20 protein-coding genes, 1 pseudogene, 1 riboswitch and 1 other annotated feature are annotated in these 19,185 nt (G+C 39.6%); of the genes and pseudogenes, 7 read left to right on the forward strand and 14 right to left on the reverse strand.

Annotated elements, in window-relative coordinates:
- The first annotated feature begins 28 nt into the window (after positions 1 to 28).
- Positions 29 to 1,303, forward strand: a complete 1,275-nt coding sequence (locus B7E05_RS17435; RefSeq protein WP_080875396.1) for a TRAP transporter large permease — start codon at positions 29 to 31, stop codon at positions 1,301 to 1,303.
- 75 nt (positions 1,304 to 1,378) lie between these two features.
- Entirely contained in the window at positions 1,379 to 2,428 is a 1,050-nt protein-coding gene (gene dctP, locus B7E05_RS17440) for a TRAP transporter substrate-binding protein DctP (RefSeq protein ID WP_080875397.1), read from the forward strand.
- A gap of 46 nt (positions 2,429 to 2,474) precedes the next feature.
- On the opposite strand, the gene proS is transcribed toward dctP, so the two are convergent.
- The 3 genes from proS to B7E05_RS17455 all read right to left on the reverse strand — a co-directional run bounded on the left by proS (position 2,475) and on the right by B7E05_RS17455 (position 5,469).
- Positions 2,475 to 3,911 carry a proline--tRNA ligase gene (gene proS / locus B7E05_RS17445; RefSeq protein ID WP_080875398.1) on the reverse strand — a complete coding sequence of 479 codons (1,437 nt, stop codon included), beginning with the start codon at positions 3,909 to 3,911 and terminating at the stop codon, positions 2,475 to 2,477.
- A gap of 76 nt (positions 3,912 to 3,987) precedes the next feature.
- Positions 3,988 to 4,244: a binding site (T-box leader), on the reverse strand.
- Between the two features lie 72 nt (positions 4,245 to 4,316).
- A complete protein-coding gene (locus tag B7E05_RS17450) occupies positions 4,317 to 4,799 on the reverse strand; it encodes a DUF456 domain-containing protein (RefSeq protein ID WP_080875399.1) in 483 nt (160 codons plus the stop codon).
- A 49-nt stretch (positions 4,800 to 4,848) separates the two neighbouring features.
- Positions 4,849 to 5,469, reverse strand: a complete 621-nt coding sequence (locus tag B7E05_RS17455; RefSeq protein WP_080875400.1) for a glycerol-3-phosphate acyltransferase — start codon at positions 5,467 to 5,469, stop codon at positions 4,849 to 4,851.
- A 262-nt stretch (positions 5,470 to 5,731) separates the two neighbouring features.
- Here B7E05_RS17455 and B7E05_RS17460 point away from each other — a divergent pair, with 262 nt between their 5' ends.
- A complete protein-coding gene (locus tag B7E05_RS17460) occupies positions 5,732 to 6,289 on the forward strand; it encodes a M15 family metallopeptidase (RefSeq protein ID WP_080875401.1) in 558 nt (185 codons plus the stop codon).
- Positions 6,290 to 6,383: 94 nt separating this feature from the next.
- On the opposite strand, the gene B7E05_RS17465 is transcribed toward B7E05_RS17460, so the two are convergent.
- From B7E05_RS17465 to B7E05_RS17510, 11 genes and pseudogenes are all read right to left on the reverse strand, one after another.
- Positions 6,384 to 6,692, reverse strand: a complete 309-nt coding sequence (locus B7E05_RS17465) for a hypothetical protein (RefSeq protein ID WP_080875402.1) — start codon at positions 6,690 to 6,692, stop codon at positions 6,384 to 6,386.
- 104 nt (positions 6,693 to 6,796) lie between these two features.
- Positions 6,797 to 8,131 (reverse strand): right-handed parallel beta-helix repeat-containing protein, encoded by a 1,335-nt coding sequence (locus B7E05_RS17470; RefSeq protein WP_080875403.1) that lies wholly within the window; start codon positions 8,129 to 8,131, stop codon positions 6,797 to 6,799.
- Between the two features lie 18 nt (positions 8,132 to 8,149).
- On the reverse strand, positions 8,150 to 8,332 hold the full coding sequence (ytzI, locus tag B7E05_RS17475) for a YtzI protein (protein WP_080875404.1): 183 nt from the start codon (positions 8,330 to 8,332) through the stop codon (positions 8,150 to 8,152).
- A gap of 420 nt (positions 8,333 to 8,752) precedes the next feature.
- Positions 8,753 to 9,388, reverse strand: a complete 636-nt coding sequence (locus B7E05_RS17480; RefSeq protein ID WP_080875405.1) for a queuosine precursor transporter — start codon at positions 9,386 to 9,388, stop codon at positions 8,753 to 8,755.
- Positions 9,389 to 9,435: 47 nt separating this feature from the next.
- A complete protein-coding gene (gene queF, locus B7E05_RS17485) occupies positions 9,436 to 9,933 on the reverse strand; it encodes a preQ(1) synthase (protein WP_080875406.1) in 498 nt (165 codons plus the stop codon).
- A gap of 99 nt (positions 9,934 to 10,032) precedes the next feature.
- Positions 10,033 to 10,079: riboswitch (PreQ1 riboswitch) on the reverse strand.
- Between the two features lie 148 nt (positions 10,080 to 10,227).
- Entirely contained in the window at positions 10,228 to 11,157 is a 930-nt protein-coding gene (murB, locus tag B7E05_RS17490; protein ID WP_080876349.1) for a UDP-N-acetylmuramate dehydrogenase, read from the reverse strand.
- Between the two features lie 181 nt (positions 11,158 to 11,338).
- On the reverse strand, positions 11,339 to 12,145 hold the full coding sequence (locus tag B7E05_RS17495) for an alpha/beta fold hydrolase (protein ID WP_080875407.1): 807 nt from the start codon (positions 12,143 to 12,145) through the stop codon (positions 11,339 to 11,341).
- A gap of 330 nt (positions 12,146 to 12,475) precedes the next feature.
- Positions 12,476 to 12,913: pseudogene (locus B7E05_RS22470) on the reverse strand (ZinT/AdcA family metal-binding protein); the annotation flags it as partial.
- A gap of 43 nt (positions 12,914 to 12,956) precedes the next feature.
- Positions 12,957 to 13,523 carry a metal-binding protein ZinT gene (locus B7E05_RS22475; RefSeq protein ID WP_245833143.1) on the reverse strand — a complete coding sequence of 189 codons (567 nt, stop codon included), beginning with the start codon at positions 13,521 to 13,523 and terminating at the stop codon, positions 12,957 to 12,959.
- A gap of 437 nt (positions 13,524 to 13,960) precedes the next feature.
- A complete protein-coding gene (locus tag B7E05_RS17505; protein ID WP_080875408.1) occupies positions 13,961 to 14,395 on the reverse strand; it encodes a universal stress protein in 435 nt (144 codons plus the stop codon).
- A gap of 170 nt (positions 14,396 to 14,565) precedes the next feature.
- Positions 14,566 to 15,354, reverse strand: a complete 789-nt coding sequence (locus tag B7E05_RS17510; RefSeq protein ID WP_080875409.1) for a histidinol-phosphatase HisJ family protein — start codon at positions 15,352 to 15,354, stop codon at positions 14,566 to 14,568.
- 112 nt (positions 15,355 to 15,466) lie between these two features.
- Between B7E05_RS17510 and hisZ the strand changes: the two genes are divergently transcribed.
- From hisZ to hisB, 4 genes are read left to right on the forward strand one after another with little or no spacing between them, the layout of a single operon-like run.
- Positions 15,467 to 16,678, forward strand: a complete 1,212-nt coding sequence (gene hisZ / locus B7E05_RS17515) for an ATP phosphoribosyltransferase regulatory subunit (RefSeq protein ID WP_080875410.1) — start codon at positions 15,467 to 15,469, stop codon at positions 16,676 to 16,678.
- Complete coding sequence (gene hisG / locus B7E05_RS17520; protein ID WP_080875411.1) at positions 16,678 to 17,328, forward strand: ATP phosphoribosyltransferase; 651 nt, start codon at positions 16,678 to 16,680, stop codon at positions 17,326 to 17,328. Before hisZ ends, hisG begins: the two co-directional genes overlap by 1 nt.
- Complete coding sequence (hisD, locus tag B7E05_RS17525) at positions 17,309 to 18,613, forward strand: histidinol dehydrogenase (RefSeq protein ID WP_080876350.1); 1,305 nt, start codon at positions 17,309 to 17,311, stop codon at positions 18,611 to 18,613. The genes hisG and hisD overlap by 20 nt, the downstream gene beginning before the upstream one ends.
- Positions 18,600 to 19,184, forward strand: a complete 585-nt coding sequence (gene hisB / locus B7E05_RS17530; protein WP_080875412.1) for an imidazoleglycerol-phosphate dehydratase HisB — start codon at positions 18,600 to 18,602, stop codon at positions 19,182 to 19,184. Before hisD ends, hisB begins: the two co-directional genes overlap by 14 nt.
- Position 19,185: the final 1 nt, after the last annotated feature.

A 19,185-nucleotide genomic window follows, 5' to 3' on the forward strand; every position in this document is an offset into this window, starting at 1 on the left:
ATGAAAAACGAATAGAAAGGATAAATCTATGTTAGCGACATTATTATCGATAATGGTTATATTACTATTTTTGAATTTTCCGATGATGATTCCTTTAATTTTAGCTCCTGTTGTCGTCATGCTTCTATTTAATCCAAATTTAAGTATGGATTTATTGATGGGACAATTATTAACAGGAATTTCATCCTCTGTCTTATTATGTGTGCCTCTATTTATTTTTGCGGCAGATATTATGACTTCAGGGAAAACATCTAATAGATTGTTAGATTTCATCGGTTCCTTTATTGGTCACATCCGTGGTGGATATGCTGTAACAACAGCCGCTGCTTGTTCCATATTTGGCGCTATATCCGGATCTACCCAAGCAGCAGTGGTGGCAATCGGACGACCAATGCGGGAAAGAATGCTGAAGGCAGGATATAAAGATTCCAGTGCCATTGCTTTAATCATTAATTCAAGTGATGTTGCCTTACTTATTCCGCCAAGTATCGGTATGATTATTTATGCTTTAGCAGCAGGATCGGGTGTATCTGTCGGTGATCTATTTATTGCCGGGATTATTCCAGGTATCATGGTGTTTTTAGCTTTTGCAATCTATAGTGTGATTTATGCAAAAGTAAAAGATATCCCGCTGGCTAAACGCCAGGGCTGGAGAGAGCGGTGGAAATCTTTTCGTAAAGCATTACTCCCATTAGCTTTTCCCGTTATTATTGTCGGCGGGATTTATACAGGCATATTCAGCCCCGTGGAAGCATCGGGGATTGCTGTCCTGTATGCATTTATTCTGGAAGTTTTCATTTTCCGGACGATTTCATTTAAAAAGATTCCAAGTATCGCGCTGTCAACCGGATTGGTTACATCAGCCGTATTTATACTGGTAGCAGGCGGACAATTATTCTCATGGGTGCTCGGTTACGCAAGAATCCCGCAGCAAGTATCCGAAGCAGTATTAGGAACAGATCCAAGCGCTATTTATGTACTTATCATTGTCAGTATCTTTTTCTTTGTAGGCTGTATGTTTGTTGACCCGATTGTAGTTATTCTTGTACTAACACCAATATTTGTACCTGCAGCAGAAACAGCAGGAGTGGATTTAATCCATTTAGGTATTATTATTACCTTCCAGGCAGCTCTAGGATCTGCCACACCGCCATTTGGTGTTGACATTTTCACAGCCAGTGCGGTATTCAATAAACCATATCTGGAAGTAATCAAAAGTACACCACCTTATATATTGATCCTTTTACTGATCGGTGTACTGTTAATTTTCTTCCCGCAATTATCATTAATACTCATTCATTAATGAAACAGGTATATTCCTGTTTTATATAAAAACTTTTAGGGGGTATTTATTATTTGGAATAAAAAAAACGTATGGATGCTTTCCGCTATCTTGACACTCAGCTTATTATTAGCAGCATGTGGCGGAGGCGATGGTGAAAGTGACGGAGCATCAGGTGATGGCGAATTTGAAGAGCAGTCCTGGCAGTTTGTAACAGAAGAGCTGCAAGGCGAAGTACAGTATGAATATGCGGCAGAATTTGGAGACCGAATCAATGAAAAAACAGATGGGGCAATTACTGTTGAACCATTGGAATTCGGCGCTTTGGGAAGTGAAGTAGACCAGGCCCAATTACTTCAGCAAGGCGGCGTGGAACTGGCGGTAATGTCTCCAGGCTTTACAGGGAACCAAGTGCAAGATGGACAAATTTTCTCTTTGCATTATTTTTTCCCATCTGATCAGGAACAGGTACAAGAAGTATTAACCAACAGTGAAGCATTGAATCAAGATTTACGTGCAAAATATGAAGAACATGGTATTTCACCGCTGTCTTACTGGACAGAAGGAGCAACGGCCTGGTCCAGTAATGTTGGGATTGAATCTCCGGATGATTGGAGCGGTTTAAATATTCGGGTCCAGGAATCACCACTTATGCGTGAAAGTTATGCTGCATATGGGGCAACAGTTCAATCACTAAGCTGGGATGAATTATATACTGCATTAGATCGTGGTACAGTGGATGCACAAGAAAACCCGATTTTCTTTATCCAATCTGCAAGTTTTCATGAAGTACAAGATACCGTTACTATATCAAATCATAATAACTATGTTGCGATGACAACAGTTAATACGGATTGGTATAATAGCCTGGATGATAATGTAAAAGAAGTGGTCGACGAGACTGTAACAGAAATGCAGGATTGGGTCTTCGAGGAACAAACCACCCAAAATCAAGAAGGCATTGATATGATTAATGAGGATACCGACAATCCGACCGAAGTTATCGAATTAACAGATGAACAAATTGAAGAATTTAGAGAAGTTGCAGAACCTGTGCATCAATACTATCGTGATGAAGTTTCCGATATTGACCCGGAAATATTTGATAAACTGCAGGAAGAAATCGCAGATGTCATGGATGAATAATGTATAGAAAAGGCTGAGATCTGCTCTCAGCCTTTTCTATGTTAGATTAATATGCTCTTGCCCAATAAACTAATTCTTTCGCTTCTTTGCCACAGCATACACACTTATCAGATACACTTTCCGGCTCAAATGGAATACAGCGGGAAGTAGCTGATGTTTCTTCTTTAATCTGTTCTTCACAAGCAACATCTCCACACCACATTGCTTTGACGAATCCGCCTTTTTCGATTTCCGTTTTGAATTCATCCATATCCTTCGCTGTATGTGTCATTTCTACACGATGCTCCAAAGCACGACTATAAAGGGATGTTTGTACTTCATCCAATAAGGCAGTAAGACGCTCTTCTACATCGGTTAATGCAACAAATTCTTTTTCGCCTGTATCGCGGCGGACAAGAACAACCTGTTCTTTCTCAATATCCTTTGGTCCCATTTCGATGCGAACTGGAATACCTTTCATTTCATATTCATTAAACTTCCAGCCTGGCATTTTGTCACTGCCGTCAATGTCTACACGGGCAATACCAGCTAACTTATCACGTAAGTCATACGCTTTATCCAATACCCCTTCTTTATGCTGAGCAATTGGAACAATCATTGCCTGTGTCGGTGCAATTTTTGGAGGAACGACCAATCCGCGGTTATCTCCGTGTACCATAATCAATGCTCCCATAATACGGGTCGATAATCCCCAGGAAGTTTGATGAACAAATTGGCTTTCTCCATTTTCATCCAGATACGTAATATCGAATGCTTCAGCAAATCCCGAACCAAAATGATGGGATGTGCCGGATTGCAATGCTTTCCCGTCATGCATCAATGCTTCAATCGTTAAAGTAAATTCGGCCCCTGCAAATTTTTCTTTATCTGTTTTCGTTCCTTTCAGAACAGGGATTGCTAAATATTCTTCTACCAGTTTGGCATAAATTTCAAGCATTTGATTGGTTTCTTTAGTTGCATCTTCATCTGTTGCATGTGCTGTATGCCCTTCCTGCCAATGAAATTCAGAAGAACGCAGAAATGGCCGTGTTGTTTTTTCCCAGCGGACAACGTTGGACCATTGATTATACAATTTCGGTAAATCACGGTAGGAGTGGATATTCCTTGAATAATAATCACAGAAAAGTACTTCGGAAGTCGGACGCACCGCAATACGCTCAGTTAATTCCTCATCTCCTCCATGTGTTACCCAAGCAACCTCAGGAGCAAATCCTTCAACGTGATCTTTCTCTTTTTGCAATAAACTTTCAGGAATAAAAAGCGGAAAAGCCACATTGGTGTGTCCAGTTGCTTTAAACATCTGGTCCAACTCATCTTTGATATTTTCCCAGATGGCATAGCCATAAGGCTTAATAATCATGGTTCCGCGTACTTGGCCATAGTCTACAAGCTCAGCTTGTTTCACAACGTCTGTATACCACTGTGCGAAATCATCTTCCATCGCTGTAATTTTCTCTACAAATTGTTTATTTTTCTTACCCAAAATGAAGCACCTCTTTCTTATTTTGCTTTTCTATTATTTGAAAATTCCATGTGAACGCAAAAAATCCTCCATCCAAAAAAGGGACCGAGGCTTCGTGGTGGTACCACCCTTGTTTATATATACGCTGTGGCCACTTCTTTTTCAGACACATCCAGCACATATATACACTTCATTGGATAACGGTCCAAAAACCGCGCCAATTTCAGAGCTGTATCTCCTTATATGGCGAATTCAGGAGGCAGGTTCCCTTGTCTGTCTATGAAAAAGTCTCAGCTTTCTTTTTCTCTCTGTGTTAGACATTTACAATGTACTATTCTCCGTCAACATTTCAGCTATGTTTTTAATATATATTTCTCATGGGTGAAAGTCAAGAAGCGTATAACTTTTTCCTGCTTTCTTACCTGATTAAAACCAAACGGCGATAAAGAACCAGACAATCATAATCAACTGCAGAACAACTTTTGCAACCGATCCGCCTAAAAAACCCAAAAAAGAACCAATGGACGCACGGATAGCTTCTCTTGCTGTTCTCCGCTGTATCATTTCAATCACGAGAACCGTTAAAAATGGGATATAGATAATGCCAAATGGCGGCGTAATAAATGAACCGACGATGACCGCTACAGCAGCTCCTCTTTCACCGGCTTTACTGCCACCAAATTTTTTCACAAAATAACTGTTAGCAATAATATCCGCTACCAACAAAATGACTGTAATAACAATCATCCCTGTCCAGAACCACCAGGTCAGAGAATCATTATTGATAAGGAAATGATAAATGAAAAAGCCGACCCAAATAACGATAACAGATGGAATCACCGGAAAAACAATCCCCACAAAACTTACGATAAATAATATAATGATAAGACTCCATAATAAAATGTCCAATGCCTGCACGCTCCTCTATCAAAAAACTGTACCTTTTCCAGCATTCTCTTTAAGCACTCTTTTTAAACATACTGGATAGCCGCGTCTCTTCTTTCGATAGAATTCTGCGATAGTTTTCCAGATGTTTGTATATGCACAGTAATGTCAAACCAATTACCACCAGCGCCGGTTCGAATCCGAAATAATAATATGTTGTAATCAAAAACGATAGATACATACACAGAACACCGACAACAAGGTAGTCTGTTGCAAAAGTAAAGAATACTAAGATAGCAATCCCGATAACAGCAACCCGCCAATCAATTGCAATCAGTGCACCGACTAAGGATGCTGTCCCCTTCCCGCCGCTGAATTTCATGGTAATTGGATAATTATGGCCGATAATAACAAATAAAGCAGTTAAATAGATAGATAAAGATACTTCTTCAGCAGGAATCCCTTCCTCTCCTACAATAAATAAAACCAGCAAGATAGCAAGCGTGGCTTTAAAAATATCAATCAAAGCAACAATCACCCCATATTTCCATCCTAGCAAAATGGTGGTGTTCGATGCCCCGGCATTCTTGACGCCTTCTCCCTTAATATCACATTTTTTAAGTTTCCCAATAATTTGTGAACCATGAATACAACCAAAAACATAGCCTATCAGACAGCTAATAAGGTAATACATGTTTATTACCTCCAAATTTCAGTACTATTTTCTTTATTATATGTCCTATTCCTGTAAGAAATCAATTCGCTAATGATATCCTGCAGATAAAATGGAATGATATGCAGTGTGGGAGCTTTGCCTCCCCTGTTCAAACGGGGCACAACAGATGGTTCATACTGCAATAATCATGGTTCTTAAGTTGTTCAACTCTTCTTTCAAAGAGGCTTCGTGTTATCCTAAATAGGAAAGAATATTTCACTAAAGGAGTTCGACATAACGAATGAAAGCTTTCAAGCATTTTACGCTTTCCTGGGTTGCCATTATTCTTTTTATAGGCTTCCTTTTCTGGCTGTATCAGCTGACAGACCCTGCTTATGACCGGGCAGAAGAAGGGGAAACAATAACAGATCTCCATCCCGAAGTCCAGGAAGCGGTAGAAACATTAATGGAACGTGCTGATGATATAGATATAGAGGTCGTTATAACAGATGGTTTACGTACAGATGAAGAACAAGAGGCAATGTATGCAAGAGGCAGGGAAGATGAAAGAGACATTATAACGCATGCCAGAGCTGGGGAGAGCTACCATAATTATGGGCTGGCTGTGGACTATGCCATTCGAGACAATGACGGAGAAATTATTTGGGATATCGATTATGACGGAAATGACAATGGCGAATCAGACTGGTTTGAAGTTGCCGAAATTGCAAAGGATTTAGGGTTTGAATGGGGCGGGGATTTCAACCGTTTTCCAGACTATCCTCATCTGCAAATGACATTCGGTTTGAGCATTTCTGAACTGCAACGAGGATACCGCCCTCCTGTTGAAGATGAATAAGATAGCAGCTGTCATATATATTCTGCAAAATTATTAAAAAAAGAAATTCAAGCGCCATACCATCTGCCTGAATTTCTTTTTGAAACATCTACTTTTAAAAGAGATGAAGTTCTTTTATTTCGTTCTTTGTTTCATCGGTTCCCAAATCATACAATTTGCGATAAATGGCAATCAGATATGCCTCATAGTTATCCCGTTTTCTATCTACAGGCCGCTCATCAAACGGTTTCCCCACAAATTTAACTGCATCTTTGGCATTTTTATCTTTTCTCGCAAACAGTACTTCTATTTCTTTTACCTCTTCCTGTGTCGCATATATTTCATACTCAATCCCGTTTTCAGGCAGCGAAACCTCACTAACTTCTTCTGTATCAACAGTGACATAGTATTTCTTTCGTGCCATTTTGGAAAACCTCCCTTATAGAAATATTACCTATTTTGGAAGGTCTAAAACTTCTCATTTGAATGAATAAAAAACATCCTCTAACAAAGACAGCGAAACCCACTTCATTTCTCTGCATCCACATATTGTGAAGTCTCATCACTTCCGGAAGCTTTTTTAAATGCAGAAAAAGAGTTATATTCCTCGTCCTTCCAAATCCAGATGCCTTTTTTGTCCTGTTCCCGATAATACATATTCTCCCCCAGATAATTATCTCTGTTTTCTCGAAAGAAATTCGCAATGAAAATACGTGATGGACCAGCCGTAAATTTATTTTCCTTTATTTCATTATCATGTACATTATACTGTAGCAAAAGCTGTCCGCCGTCTAAGTCTTTCATGTCATTGTGATACAGGGTATTATTCATCATCAGCGTATTGCGAGTGCCGCCTCTCTCTTCATCATAGCCGCCTATAGCTATTCCAGTATAAAAGTTATTCGAAATCAGATTATCTGTCATTTGAATATTCTCAGCATATTTCCCGGCGTGTTCTGAAGTAGCTTCAATCCCTATATCATTCTCATATAATTCATTTTTCTTAATCAGGATATCTTTTCCGCCATCTACATAAATAGCCGCCGCACTATACTCGCCGTCGTACGCCGGATTTGTAAACGAGGAGACATGGTGGACCGTATTATTCTGTACCGTCCCATTACGGACATAATCCGCAGCAGGATTATTGGCAACCCCTTCATATCCTATCAAATCAATTCCGATATTATCACTGTACTGAATCGTATTTCCATCTACCGCAAACCCATCAATATCTCCATTTAATACAATGGATTCACTGGTGCCCAGCTTTAGATCCTCCACGATATTATCTATGATATTTATATCCTTCATCGAGTCAGTACCATATACCGCAATTCCATGTCCATTTCCTTCTTTATGCCATGTTTTTATTCCTTGGACAGTATTATTCTTCACGGTAATATGACTGCTGGAACCAGTGATAAAAATCCCCATTACTGTTTCATCCATTATACCTGTTGTTACATTTTTGAAAGTTAATCCTTCTATGTTTATGTCATTTTTTCCTTCCAGAACAACAAGCGCAAGATTACCATCTGCAGCATTCAGATTCTCACCATCCAAAATAACTTCTTCCTCTTCATACGCTTGAAAGGTGATCGGCTTGTGCTCCGTGCCGCTGTGCTGGACAACTAACGGCTCTTTATACGTCCCTTCCCGGATATACACCGTCGTGCCTGCCTCCGCTTCCGCACTGGCTTTAGCAATTGTTTGAAAGGGACGCTCCAATGTACCTTCATTTCGATCGCTTCCATCCACCGCTACGTAAATTGCCTGATCTGTAGAATAAAACGAATAAACAGCAAATAAAACACCAGCAGCGGCACACACTGCAATCATAAATAAACCCATTCTCTTCATGACCTTCTCCTAAAAAACTTATTTCTTTTCTTCGTTCTGATTCTCCTCAGCACTGTCCTTATCCTTCTTCTCTTCTTCACCAGGAAGCGGATCAATTGTATGCTTATATCCATATCCTTTGGACAAAGTAACTAAAGATAAAATAACAACCATTGCAACTACAATGACAGAAACAGCAATTACTGCTATATAAGACCCCATGATATACCTCCATTGTTTCTTCTTATCTTCTATCCTAGTGAACTCTGTATCCCTTTTCAATCTATTTCTATCATATTAACTGCAAAATCATTTATCCACCTTTATTTATCGCAGTTTGACTGGCTATAAGATTCCTACTTCAAGAAATGAAGGAAAATTATGATTTCTAAGTGAGAGATAGATCAGCCAGTAACTGTCGATTCATTCCGGCTTACAGGATGCAGGCCATCAAGGCGCCTGGGACAGGACGTCGCAATGTTTGCACTAGCACACCTTGTGCGTCGAAAACCCCACTGATTGAAGTTTCCCTTTATATCACAGAGGGACTTTGATATGTATTACAAAAGAAGAACCAGCCAGATATCGTACCTGACTGGTTTTCCTCCTTATTAATTAATGTTAACTTTTAGCTTTTCCTGTTTAAGAAGCCTCTGCTAACTCTGTTTGATGTTTTGTTTCATATTTACGCGCCCAGCGGACAAGCAGATACGCAAATGGTGTATCCACCGCTGCCACCGTAAACTTCCATATATATTGCGATACAATCATTCCCAATAACACGGAGGTCGGGACAACTCCCCAAAAAGCGATAATGATAAACAAAATGGTATCAAAGAGCTGACTGGTCATCGTTGATAAATTATTACGCAACCATAACTTTTTTCTTCCATGACGTTGTTTTAAAGTATGAAAAATCGAGACATCCAGATGCTGGCTCACAAAATAGGAAACCAAGCTTGCCAGAATAATCCGGAAGCTCCCGTTGAAAATTTCTTCAAAAGCAGCCTGTGACTGAAAATCCGCAGCTGGTGGAAGCTGAATGGAAATATAGATAAATATCATCGCAAGCACCTGTGTGAGAAATCCGGCCTGAACCGTTCTTCTGGCCGCTTTCTTTCCATAAACCTCCCCAATCACATCCGTCATCAGATAAGTAATCACATAAACAATCGCTGCTGCCGGCAATACAATACTTCCCATTTGAAATAGTTTGACCGACAAAATATTCGACAATAATAACAAGCCGACAAAAATAGCATTAAAATAAATATACATTACCCTGTTCCCTTCTCTCCAAAGGTTCAAGGATCTAACGTTTCCCTCTATCGATTATCTACCTTCTCCGGATACATATCGTGTTGCATCAACCGGTTTTCCGCCATTGTTTCAAATTTCGTACCCGATTTTCCATAGTTACAATATGGGTCAATGGAAATGCCCCCGCGCGGTGTAAACTTTCCTCTTACTTCAATATAACGCGGATCCATCAAATCGATTAAATCATTCATAATAATATTGACACAATCCTCATGGAAATCACCATGGTTTCGGAAACTGAATAAATATAATTTTAACGATTTACTTTCTACCATTTTGATATTCGGAATATAGCTGATATAAATGGTTCCAAAATCAGGCTGATTGGTTTTGGGACAAAGTGTTGTAAATTCCGGACAATTTAATTTAACAAAATAATCCCGGCCAGGATGCTGATTATCAAATGTCTCTAACACTTCCGGGGTGTAATTAAATGCATAGGAAGTCTCCTGATTTCCCAATAATTCCATTTCCTGCAGTTCTTTCTCACTTCTTCCTGCCATGTTGCTCCACCTCCTTTGATGTACATCTGTATTTTTCTTTTCATGCTTTTAAACACAAAAAAGCCATGCCCCTAAGGAACATGACTGGATAATCACAAATTGTCCTTAGTTTTTTAGAGAGGGTTTACGCTAAGAACCTCTACCTGTTAATTGAAACTAACATTACCAATTATAAGAAGGAACCTTTGGGATGTCAATCTTACTTTATATGACAACTGCCCGTGAAACCTCCCTAATCATTGCATAGTATAAGACATATTCCAGGTATCAGCTTCGAAACCCGGAATATATCTATTACCTGTTTTCTTCCCCGTCTTCACCAATAATCCGCACTTCACGCTCTAACTGCACAGCAAACTTTTCTTTGACCGCTGCCTGGACAAATTCAATTAATGAAATATATTCCGATGCTGTTGCATTATTTTTATTAACAATAAAACCGGCATGTTTCGTGGAAACTTCTGCTCCTCCAATTTGCTTCCCTTGAAGATCACTGTCTTGAATCAGTTTTCCGGCAAAAAAACCAGGAGGACGTTTGAACACGCTGCCGCAAGACGGGTATTCAAGCGGTTGTTTGGATTCTCTTTTGTATGTAAGATCATCCATCGCTTCTTTAATTTCTTCCTTGTTACCGGGTTTGAGAGCGAATGTTGCTTCCAGGACAATATATCCATTGTCCGGAATATTACTTGTGCGGTAGCTCAAGCCTAATTGGCCAGCAGGTAATGTAAGCAGGTCACCATCTTTTGTTGCAACCACGGCACTTTCCAAAGCATCTTTAATTTCTCCGCCATACGCCCCTGCGTTCATATACAATGCTCCGCCAACTGAACCTGGAATTCCACAAGCAAATTCCAGTCCGGCAAGTTCTTCTTTTAAAGCGTAACGAGAGGCATCAATAATTCTTGCCCCACTCTGGGAGATGACGTTCTCTCCTTCTCTCCAAATCGACGACAATTGCTGCAAGTTCATCACAATCCCGCGGATGCCTCCATCTTTCACAATCAAATTAGAACCATTTCCCAGCATTGTAAATGGTACATTTTCCTGGTTGGCAAAACGGATAATCGCCTGTACCTCTTCATACGTTGATGGAGTAATATAAAAATCCGCCGTCCCGCCTAATCTGGTATACGTATGTTTCCTAATCGGCTCATTCATCAGGACATTATTTTTATCTGTATGTTGACTTAATTGTTCATAGAGATGATGGTATTTATTCATGCTATCAATCCTTTTATCTGTCAAAAACGATGTAGCTATTTTGACTTTGTTATTCTTACTTGTTCTTTCGACTGTATGAAAACAGCCGCTGCGGCCGTCCATTTTCATATAACGGAAGTCCTTTTAATAAAGTGAAACTTATATTGATAAAACAATCCTATACTATTGTAGTTGAATCTGATTAATCTTGCCACAAAAAGCTATGAATCAATTTATCAATTTGCAAACTTTCATGTAACGCACTGTGTGTGAGATGCGGATCATCAATAATGGTCTCTTTAAAATTTTTCTCGGGTATCATATACCTCAATGTTTTCACACTTTCCGGCACAGCAACAGAATCTCCGGTACTAGCTATACTGTACACATTTACATCTGCCGGAAACATATTTTCCCGCAACATATTTAATGCATGCGAATCCGGCTTCAAGTCCTCCGCCGCCGCATCTTGATGAATTTCAAAATATCCTTGGTTATAAATACCATCAAACGGACTGCCGATTGCAACCAGTTTATTGACTGTCGGATATTCATTTCGTGTATATTCCATTGTATATTTCACTGCTAAGATACCGCCCATTGAATGTCCGATTAAGTTCACTTCTTCCACTCGATAATTATTCTTTAGATGAAGCAGCACTTTGGCGACCCATTCCGTACTATCTTCAAAGCTGGCACGATTATCTTCTAAAACAATCTGCACAAATGTCGGCGCATATCTTCCATTATTTAAGTTATAATCGACGATATCTCCATTTTCTTTCACATAATAGATAAAACCTTTATTTCCCCATTGGTACATATTTTCAAAACGGTCAAGCATATGGGAAAACGATCTTTCCGTCCCTTTATAACCATGTATAAAAACAGTCGGTGCTCCTGTATATTCTCCAGCTTGCGTCTTATCCTTTTGATAAAAGTAAACACTCAAAGCAGCACCGCTGACAACGAGTACACTTAAAATAATAATAACAATCTGCTTTTTCATCTATTTATTTCCCTCTATTTCTTTTGTAAATCTGTGTTTGTATCATAACCAAAAGCACGTAGCTATTATAACATCGTTCCTTTTTCGGAACACCATTTCTTAACCTTTATATATATTTTTTTTTACGATATAGGTATGTTATTTACTCAGAAACAATAAATAAAGGAATATAACAAATACAAAAGAGTTTGAGAATCATGTGTATTTTGTAAAACGAAAAGTGCCAATACAGATTTCTTCATATTATATGTCTTGTTTTATAAACCCTCATCTAATGAAAAAAAGCAAATAGAAACTGCATGTTAAAACAGCTTCCATTTGCTTTAAATCTTAGTGTGCAATTAATTCATGTACAATCTCATCTTCACCTAAATCAGATGGATAGTAAGTCGGCCAATTGTCCATTTCTTCTAATACCTCTTCATTGTCATCACCCATGAACAAGTGGAAATGCCATGATTCACCAGGAGCAATTCCATGGTCACTAAATTGAATATATGCCGGCAGGTTTTCGTCATCTTCTCCCTCTAGTTCGAAAATATAACGAACGCCGCGGTTTCCAGCTTCATATTCAAGAATTTCATAGCTGTCATAAGCATACGTTCCTGTGTGCTCTTCGCCATTTTCGTAAAAAGTGATTTCATCTCCATCAATAACGATACGCTCTACATCTGTTTCGTAGCCAGTAGTATAATAATCTTTATATTCATCCGCTGTCATATCGTCACTTTCTTCTGCTTTATGCTCAAATACTTCATCTAAAGCACCATCTTCTAAATATGGATAGACGGATTGCCAGTCTCCTTCCCAATCACTGAGCGAGCGGGCGGTCTTCTACTTGCTCGTCCTCAAAATACCCTTCAGCGATCTGCTGGCTTTCCTCATCATCTCCATGATGATGGTGATGTCCATGCTCATGGTCATCAATCGTAATTTCAGTAACAGGAGATTTAGCAACCGGCTCGTGCTCATCATCATAAAGAACAGCAAGGACTTCCTGTCCATCTACTTCCGCGTCTCCCATATAAGAGTCTTCATATTGATCTTCTGCTACTGTCCATTCCTCGTCAGAAGAATCACGTATGTACCAATGCCAATGATCCAACCCTTCTTCTTCCGTTACTGCTTCTAATTTAAAAACATCGCCTGTATGGTAATGGTCGGATAACCCTTCGATTTCTATATTTTCTGGTACATCATCAAAAGAAACTTCTTCATCGCCATGATCATGATGATGCTCCTCTTCTTCACTCACTTCTTCTTGATTATCTGTTCCTTCCTCCTGACTGTCTGCTTCTCCATCCCCGGATTGACAGCCGGCTATAAATAGAAAACTGATAAAGCCTAAAATTATTCCTAATTGCCAAAATTTCTTCATATAGATGCTCCCTTCTTAATACGTAATGATTACTTTTCGTAACGATTACGATTTAAATTATACATAGGAGCCCATTATTGGTCAAGAGGTTTTTTCGCTTTTTAAACATTTATACTCCACTTTCGCACCTAAGAAGAAGCATATACCCCTTGCTGTTCAGGATGAATATAATCTCTATTATCATGCTTGCTTTTCGTTCAATCATCTTTCTATTTGTTGAACAGGAAAGGCTGTATAGACTGCGCTCCAGCCAACCACTCCGCTTTCCGACGTAGCGATTGCCTTATACCTTACCTTCTGGTCTTTGTCAATAGCTGTATGGAAGTAGTAATGATCAACAATTACAAAATAACAGACTACCTGTCACTTTTAGACAAAAAAGAAATCTAAAGCCAAGGATTGCCTATCCCAAAGCTTTAGATTTCTTTTTTGCTCCCTTATTTGACAATCAGTACTTTACATGGTGCCTGATGAACAACTTGACTGCTGACACTTCCCAGAATAAATCTGCCTACGCCTCCAAGACCTCTGCTTCCCAAAACAATCAAATCGATATCCTTTTCTTTGGCATAATCAATTAATTGTGCGCCTGGGTTACGGAAGGTATAATCCATCAGAATCTCTGCCTTACTGTCAATTCCTTCTTGTTTCATTTCTTCGCGAACTTTTTCAATAGGCGGACGCGCCTCATCCGCTAAATCATTCATAAAACTTCGAGCCAAAGCAGCATTCATCGTTGGACCGCCATTGGAAATAACAGTTGCCACATGTATGACTGCATCCTCCGCTAATTTTGTCTGATTTTTTGCTTCTTCTACTGCTTTTTTACTAAGGTCGGATCCGTCATAAGCTACTAAAATATTAAAACTCATTCCTATTCCTCCCGATTTTGTATTGTATTCCTACTTTTATCGTAACACATTTATCTTAAAACGTTTACATATTCACAAATATGTTAGAAAAACGTCAATTTATGTATGCCAGGCTTTCCAATTTTCCCATCCTGTGCGTGAAATTGGAAAGCCTTCGACAAAATAAGCCTTTACTTTAACGGGTAATAATGCACTTCTTCTCCGTGCATACTGCATATATAAGAAAATCCGCAATCTGTTAATATCTCTTTAGCGTCCTTAAAGTAAGCAGCAATTTCTTCCGGACGATGTGCATCAGAACCCAGCGTGATGATTTCGCCACCAAGATTACGATATAAACGTAATATATTTTTACTTGGCAACGGTGCTTCCATTCCATATTTATAGCCTGAGGTATTTAATTCTATCCCTTTTCCTTCTGAAATAACCAGCTTTAAAATGTCTTCCAGAATATCCACCGGCACATGCTCCCACCCGCCAGATACATATCTGCTGACTAAATCAAGATGGCCTAAAATATGATAATCTTTAAATTTCTTTATACACTCATAATACTCTTCAAAATAAATACGATACGCTTCATCCACAGTTCTGTCCTCAAAAAATTCGCCGGAGTGCAAATCATTTCTATCTGTCGAATGCATCGAACAAATGACAAATTCCGGATTTAATTGTTTGATAAAATCAGAGGTTTGTCCAAGAACATGCGGCTGCACGCCTACTTCAATCCCTTTTCGTATTTGAATGTCATTTTGATATTTCTCACGTAATCCTTCTAATTTTTTTTGGTAAGCTTTCGGATCAAAGCTGAAATCCCATTCCTCATCCGGGTAGTCCACATCTAAGTGCTCTGTAAATGCAATCTCTTTGAGTCCTTTTCTAATCGCTTCCCGAATCATGTCCTCCATCTCTGCATCACAATCTGCCGAGAAGTTCGAGTGCATATGGAAATCGTACATAAAAGTTATGCCCCTTTCATTGACTTTTTTTCTGAACATTACTATAATACTAAATAACTTTAATTAGATAAAGCATTAAATTAGTAAAGTGATTCATTAGAAGGAGAATTCTATGAGAAATAAACAAATACTTCATGATATGTTTTACCCGAAACAATTTGCTAAAAAACGTCATGTCATCCATAAATTAACCAATCGATTCACGACATTCGGCTATCAACAGGTAGAGACACCTGTTTTTGAAGACTATGATTTATATAATGATGTGCAAGGAACCGTCGATACAGATGATATGTTAAAGCTGATTGATTCATCTGGCAAAGTACTTGTTCTGCGACCTGATGCAACGATTCCGATTTCCCGGTACTATACAAACTTGGAGAAGGAGAGCCTATCCGGCAGACTCTCTTATGTATTGGATATTTTCCGTTCCACAACAGAGGAACGTTCCCGCACACAGGCTGGTGTCGAATTATTTGGAGAACGTACCCCGGAAGCAGATGCGGAGTTGATTGCTCTGGCAGTTACCAGTTTAAAAGAATTAAAGATTCCTTCTTTCAAATTGGAGATCGGCCATGCAACGTTTTATAAAGAACTGCTGCGTGAAGCGAACCTCACCGCAATGCAGCAAAAACAACTGGATCAATATATCCAATCCAAAAACATCTCAGAAATTGTTCCTTTTTTAAAAGACCTGGGGCTGGAAACTGCGTTAATTGAGAAACTCCGTAAAATTCCGATGTTATATGGAGACGCCAGCTTTGTTATTGATGAAGCAGAAAATATCATTTCTACAGATCGCATGCGAGAAGAACTGAACTATTTATCTAAAGTGTATCAGCTTCTCCAAGACTATCAGGTTGATTCCTACATTTCGATCAACCTCGGGCTGATTAACCATATGAATTATTATTCCGGCATTATATTTCAAGGCTTTGCAGAAGGACTCGGTCAACCTATCATGATGGGAGGACGCTATGATTATTTAAGCCGTTCTTTTCACCGGGAAACACCTGCAATCGGATTTGCTTTTGAAGTCGATTTACTTGTTCATCTGCTGCCTTACACTTTTACAGAACAAGAAATTATCCGGATAAATGATGAAGGAACGGAACGCAAGCGCGCCATTCAGCTTGCTGCATCGTTAAGAGCAGCAAATCATGCTGTTATTATCAATACGTCAGAAAAATCCAAGGCAAACACTGCATCGCCGGAGATACTCGTAAACTCTGACAAATTGGTATATAGTAAAGAGCAAGAATCCAAGGAATTTCAAACGGATCAGGAATTTCTGGATTGGTTTGTAAGAAAGGATGTTGAATAATGCAGCCAGTCACTATCGCTTTAGCAAAAGGACGTCCTGCGAAGCAATCGATTGATTTATTAGAAGCAGCAGGCATTCATTTTGAAGGGTTCCATGAAAAGACCCGTAAACTTGTTTTTTTCAATAAAGATAAAACCTTACGATTAATCTTTTTAAAAGGGATGGACGTCCCAATCTATGTAGAAAAAGGCGCTGCCGATATCGGGATTGTCGGCAGAGATAATATTATCGAAACAGAGGCAGATATTTATGAAATCCTCGATTTAGGGATTGGAAAGTGTAAATTTTCTGTTGCCGGAAAAAAAGGCGTATCGCTTCCAGATAATCAGTCGTTAACGATTGGAACCAAATATCCCAATATCGCTAAAAATTTCTTTGAAAAGCGCAATCAGTCCATTGAAACAGTTCATCTCAACGGCTCTGTTGAGTTGGCACCGTTGATTGGGCTTGCCGATTACATCGTTGATATTGTCGAGACAGGAAATACCTTGCGTGAAAATGGACTGGAAGTATTAGCAGACATTGAAACCATCAGTACAAAATTTATTGTTAATAAAGCAAGCTTTGTAACACGTTCTAAAGAAATTCAGGACGTACTTAAAAAATTGGAAGAGGTTGTGGGTGAAGAAAATGCAAATTCTCCGTTATGAAACGTATAAACAAAATATAGCGAACACCGAAAAAGAAACACAGTTGATGCAGAAAAATTTAGATGAACAGGTTTTAGAAATTATCCGCGCCGTACAGAGTCGCGGAGATGAAGCAGCACTTGCATATACCCAAAAGTTTGATAAGGCTGATTTGTCCTTCTTATCTGTTTCGGAAGAAGAATGGCGTACAGCTGATGACAAAATAAAAACGGAACAGCCAGCGCTTTTCAAAGCATTAACAGAAGCTGCAGAAAACATTCGTCAGTATCAACAAAGAACCAAAGAGGAAGGTTTTCAATTCAGTCCACAGCCTGGCATTCGCCTTGGTCAGAAAGTAACGCCGCTGGATCGTGTCGGTGTTTATGTTCCAGGAGGAAAAGCAAGTTATCCCTCTACCGTATTAATGGATGTTATTCCAGCTGTTGTTGCTGGTGTCGAGCAGGTTGTTATTACCACCCCTCCCCGTCCTGACGGAAGCATTGATCCAGTTGTTCTGGCCGCGGCGAAAATTGCCGGCGCAAACGATGTTTACAAAATCGGCGGTGCACAAGCTGTTGCAGCATTAGCTTATGGTACGGAATCCATTCCTAAAGTAGATAAAATTGTCGGCCCTGGCAATGCCTTTGTTGCCCGTGCGAAAAAATGGGTATTTGGCGATGTTGCCATTGATATGATTGCAGGTCCGAGTGAAATCTGTGCTTTGGCTGATCACACTGTTCCTGCTTCTTATGTTGCTGCTGACTTATTATCGCAGGCAGAACATGCCGAAGATGCCACATCCATTTGCGTAACGACAGATAGGAAATATGCAGAAGCAGTTCAAAACGAAGTAGACCGGCAAACTTCTTTATTAGAACGAGCAGATATTATTCGAGAATCCATCCAGGCAAATGGAAAAATCATTATCTGTGATGATGAAGAACAAGCAATAGAACTGATTAATTCCATTGCTCCTGAGCATCTGCAATTAATGGGCGAGCGCGCGGAAGAACAAGTTGAAAAAATCAAGCATGCCGGAGCAATTTTTATTGGGGCCTATTCCAGTGAGCCATTAGGGGATTATTTTGCAGGTCCGAACCATACCCTGCCGACAAATGGAACAGCGCGTTTTTCTTCTCCGCTCGGTGTGTATGATTTCATGAAAAAATCAAGCACGATTTATTATTCCAAAGAACGGCTGCTGGACCATGCAGATTCCATTATCACGATTGCAGAGGCAGAAGGCCTTACTGGTCATGCCAATGCCATTCGAATTCGAAAGGAGAACGACAATGCGTCAAGCTGAAAAAGAACGGCAAACAAAAGAAACGAAGATATCCCTTGCACTTAACCTGGACGGAGAAGGGAAGTCCGAACTAAACACAGGTGTCGGCTTTTTAGACCATATGCTGACGCTCTTCACAAAACATGGCGGACTGGATTTGCAAGTAGCCTGTGATGGAGATTTAGAAGTGGATCAGCATCATACAGTAGAAGATATCGGTATTGTTCTTGGCCAGGCATTTCAAGAAGCGCTAGGAACAAAGGAAGGCATTAAACGCTATGCCACAGCAACAACGCCAATGGATGAATCACTCTCTACGACTTCCATCGATATTAGCGGCCGCTCCTTTTTAGTCTACCGGGTAGATGGATTAAAAGATAAAGTCGGCAATTTTGATACAGAACTAGTGAAAGAATTTCTGATTGGTTTTACCAGCCATGCCAAAGTGACGCTGCATGTAGAAGTACGCTATGGAACGAATACACATCATATGATTGAATCGATTTTCAAAGGATTAGGCCGCACCATCCGCGAAGCTGTATCCATCGATCCAACCATAAAAGGTATCCCTTCTACCAAAGGAAGCCTATAAA

The organism is Oceanobacillus timonensis (assembly GCF_900166635.1).
GTDB lineage: Bacteria > Bacillota > Bacilli > Bacillales > Amphibacillaceae > Oceanobacillus > Oceanobacillus timonensis.

What these genes read in the sequence shown, in the direction of transcription:
- hisG (WP_080875411.1), top strand. Translation starts at nt 16,678, where the DNA reads ATGCAGCCAGTCACTATCGCTTTAGCAAAAGGACGTCCTGCGAAGCAA.
- B7E05_RS17460 (WP_080875401.1), top strand. Translation starts at nt 5,732, where the DNA reads ATGAAAGCTTTCAAGCATTTTACGCTTTCCTGGGTTGCCATTATTCTT.
- B7E05_RS22475 (WP_245833143.1), bottom strand. Translation starts at nt 13,523, where the DNA reads ATGAAGAAATTTTGGCAATTAGGAATAATTTTAGGCTTTATCAGTTTT.
- hisB (WP_080875412.1), top strand. Translation starts at nt 18,600, where the DNA reads ATGCGTCAAGCTGAAAAAGAACGGCAAACAAAAGAAACGAAGATATCC.
- murB (WP_080876349.1), bottom strand. Translation starts at nt 11,157, where the DNA reads ATGAATAAATACCATCATCTCTATGAACAATTAAGTCAACATACAGAT.
- B7E05_RS17470 (WP_080875403.1), bottom strand. Translation starts at nt 8,131, where the DNA reads ATGAAGAGAATGGGTTTATTTATGATTGCAGTGTGTGCCGCTGCTGGT.
- B7E05_RS17435 (WP_080875396.1), top strand. Translation starts at nt 29, where the DNA reads ATGTTAGCGACATTATTATCGATAATGGTTATATTACTATTTTTGAAT.
- B7E05_RS17455 (WP_080875400.1), bottom strand. Translation starts at nt 5,469, where the DNA reads ATGTATTACCTTATTAGCTGTCTGATAGGCTATGTTTTTGGTTGTATT.
- B7E05_RS17505 (WP_080875408.1), bottom strand. Translation starts at nt 14,395, where the DNA reads ATGAGTTTTAATATTTTAGTAGCTTATGACGGATCCGACCTTAGTAAA.
- B7E05_RS17480 (WP_080875405.1), bottom strand. Translation starts at nt 9,388, where the DNA reads ATGTATATTTATTTTAATGCTATTTTTGTCGGCTTGTTATTATTGTCG.
- B7E05_RS17495 (WP_080875407.1), bottom strand. Translation starts at nt 12,145, where the DNA reads ATGAAAAAGCAGATTGTTATTATTATTTTAAGTGTACTCGTTGTCAGC.
- queF (WP_080875406.1), bottom strand. Translation starts at nt 9,933, where the DNA reads ATGGCAGGAAGAAGTGAGAAAGAACTGCAGGAAATGGAATTATTGGGA.
- hisZ (WP_080875410.1), top strand. Translation starts at nt 15,467, where the DNA reads ATGAGAAATAAACAAATACTTCATGATATGTTTTACCCGAAACAATTT.
- B7E05_RS17465 (WP_080875402.1), bottom strand. Translation starts at nt 6,692, where the DNA reads ATGGCACGAAAGAAATACTATGTCACTGTTGATACAGAAGAAGTTAGT.
- hisD (WP_080876350.1), top strand. Translation starts at nt 17,309, where the DNA reads ATGCAAATTCTCCGTTATGAAACGTATAAACAAAATATAGCGAACACC.
- dctP (WP_080875397.1), top strand. Translation starts at nt 1,379, where the DNA reads ATGCTTTCCGCTATCTTGACACTCAGCTTATTATTAGCAGCATGTGGC.
- ytzI (WP_080875404.1), bottom strand. Translation starts at nt 8,332, where the DNA reads ATGGGGTCTTATATAGCAGTAATTGCTGTTTCTGTCATTGTAGTTGCA.
- B7E05_RS17510 (WP_080875409.1), bottom strand. Translation starts at nt 15,354, where the DNA reads ATGTACGATTTCCATATGCACTCGAACTTCTCGGCAGATTGTGATGCA.